Raw genomic sequence first — 2846 nt, 5'->3', positions numbered from 1 at the left:
ACTGCATCTCCCCGTTCATATTGGCCTTCAACCAACGTTCGAGACGGGGTGCTTCCTCTTCCAAAAACTGGGCTCTGGATATCCCACATGACAAAAAACCGAGGCGTTTTGCTTCGGTTTTGATGAGTTGGGTTTGATTTTTTTTGGTATTCATTTCAATTAAGGTAAAATCTTTGTGATTAACGAATTGGGCTAAATTACAATTGCCTTAAAACTTTACATAAGATAATTGGTATCATTCATAATCTTCTAAACCCATTTTTTTTAGGATGGCGATAAACCTGGGTTCGGTTTTAATGGCATTGAAATCTGAAGAATTATTTATTTTAGGCAACAAGATTTGACCACCTTCAGAAAAATACTCTAAATATTTTAAAGCATTTTGAGAATCTCCAATAAAGCTATAAAACATAGCGATGGTATAATTATTGTTTTTATTTTGTTTGTCAACTAAAATCCAATTAATATACCAATTTATTACTCCTTTAATACCTGAATCCTCGAATATTTTATCTAATAACTGATGATTGTTTATGGGAATAAAATCCTTTAAAAGCTCAAAGGCGTCTTTGTTCCTACCTAAATTTAGATAACATTTCATTATACTTAATTTGTTACCCAAAATAAGATCATTATTGCTATTTGCAAGATCTATAGTCTTTTTATAGGCTTCAATCGCTTTATAATAATCTTTGGAATTATTATAGCAAATTGCACTTACCAAATTCATTGCATAAGAATGTGGATTAAGTTTGAGAGCTAAATTAATTTGCTCTCTCGCTTCTTTATTTCTACCTAAAATATCCAATAATTCAGCATAATATTGATGGGCTGTTGCATTATTTGGGTTTAAAGAAATGGCTAATTTCAATTCGCTTTCTGCATCCTTCCAGTTCCATTCATACCAGGTTTTTATTCCTCCCAATGTTGCATGTGCTTCAGCGATATTATTATTTATTGTAAGCGCTTTCTGAGCAAACTCTTTTCCATTGGTGAATCCCTCATTTTTCTCAATCCATCCCCAAAATGCCATGATAAAATAGGAATCGGCCAATCCGGCATACGCTAAGGAGTAAGTTGAATCTAGTTCAACTGCTTTATTAAAATAATAAATACTCTTATTCAGATCTTTCTCAGTTCTTAAGTGCCAAAAAAAACGACCATTTAAATAAAAATTATAAGCCTCAAGATTTTCAGTTGGTTTTTTCTCAATTTCTTCTATTCCCGCAGGAGATATAACAGTATTTAATTCGATAGCGATTTGTTTTGATATCTCACTTTGTATTGTAAATACATTTTTTAATTCAAAATCATATTTATCCGACCATAGATGATTATCATTTATGGCATCGATCAGTTGTACAATAATCCGTATACTGTCCTTATGCTTTTGGACGCTTCCTTCAAGGAGATAATTTACATCTAATTCATCCCCAATCTGTGGTATTGATTTCTCACTTTCACGATACTTTTCTGAAGATTGTCTCGATTTTACTTCTAAACCTCGGATAATAGAGAGGTGATTTAAAATGTCATCCATCATGCCATCTGCAAAATATTGGTTTTCAATATTCCCGCTGAGATTTTTAAAGGGAATTACCGCGATAGAATTATCCGTCATCAATTCGTTATTGACAATAATTTTTGACGGAGTGCCGGGCATTGGTCTGTTTACAAAAGATACGGCTATAGCAATGATCAGTGTAATTATGATTATAATGTTCAGGCGTCTGTTGGTAGCCTCTGTGATAGATTGATCCTTTGAAACTTTTACGGTTTTTTTGAGCCCTTCAGGGGTTATTTCATAGACCCATGAAAATATGACCCAAACAGGCAGGCCAATAGCTATTAAAAACAACAAGGTCTTCAGGACCCAGGGAGGTGTCTCGAAATTTGGCAGGACGCTTGTAAGCACTTGCAGCAGAACCCAGGCGACAACGATATAGGCTATTGTTGCCTTAATGACATTTCTACGCTTAAGTTCATCAATAAAATTCATCACAATTTGACTGAATAACCAATAAAGTAACAATCAATACCCCAAAAAGTCAATGAAAAGGATCAGTTTCAATAAGATTGCTTTCATTCGAAAAGATGAATCTGTACAGAAAATGAGTTTGGATCTATTCGGGAATACTATATGGTTCCATGGGAAATCCAACCTTGGAATATAGTTCCAGGTAGCGTGTATCATTTCGTAGTGGAATCAAAAGTGGTTCTTCACGCAACCATATCATTTCCACTTCGTGCCGGTCATAAGCCCTTTGAAGCCATATAATGGCTTCTTCATAATCCTCTATGGCACAATAATAAAGTGCAATAAACCATGCGGGGCTACCTGAAGCCCCATCTTCGTATCTTCTATTTAATTCACTTAAATACTTTGCAATACCCTCCTCGTTATCATCCCTATGTTCATGTACAGCACTGAGCCATAATATTATAGGAGGGCGGTCTGGGAAAATGGTGGTAAATTTTTTTAACTGGTTTTTGGATTTTTCATATTCTTCAAGATAGTAATACCATTTGGCCGATTCCTGTAAATAGTATATATGATGGGTGAACAACTTATCACAATTTCCCAACAATTCAATAGCTTCATCTTCCCTATCAAGAAAAAAAAGTGTTCCGGCCTTTGGCGGATACGACCAAATAGTTTGGGGCATATTCAAAATTCTGTTATTTAGTGTCAAAAGTGTCTCGGAAAATCTTCCAGTCATCATGGGGTAGATCACATCCATGCCCAGATCTCTGCCTAAATCATTACTTTTTAAACGGGTCTGGTAATATTTCTCTGCCAATTCAAAATTCCAATCATAGGTAAAGTATCCAAAATGCAATAGATC

At 34.8% G+C, this 2846-nt stretch carries 2 protein-coding genes and 1 pseudogene; all 3 read right to left on the bottom strand.

Translation table 11 applies throughout. The features are described from left to right. Positions 1–154: pseudogene (locus WBM60_RS17675) on the bottom strand (tRNA epoxyqueuosine(34) reductase QueG); the annotation flags it as partial. Positions 155–235: 81 nt separating this feature from the next. Then, a complete protein-coding gene (locus WBM60_RS17670; RefSeq protein WP_424283429.1) occupies positions 236–1999 on the bottom strand; it encodes a tetratricopeptide repeat protein in 1764 nt (587 codons plus the stop codon). Positions 2000–2123: 124 nt separating this feature from the next. Further along, a partial coding sequence (locus WBM60_RS17665; protein WP_424283428.1) for a tetratricopeptide repeat protein occupies positions 2124–2846 on the bottom strand: 723 nt, incomplete at its 5' end.

It is taken from the genome of Eudoraea sp. (genome assembly GCF_049669105.1).
GTDB lineage: Bacteria > Bacteroidota > Bacteroidia > Flavobacteriales > Flavobacteriaceae > Eudoraea.
This window is presented reverse-complemented; position numbering and strand designations above follow the sequence as displayed.

Coding starts and splice junctions, on each gene's coding strand:
- WBM60_RS17670 (WP_424283429.1), bottom strand. CDS start 1,999: ATGAATTTTATTGATGAACTTAAGCGTAGAAATGTCATTAAGGCAACA.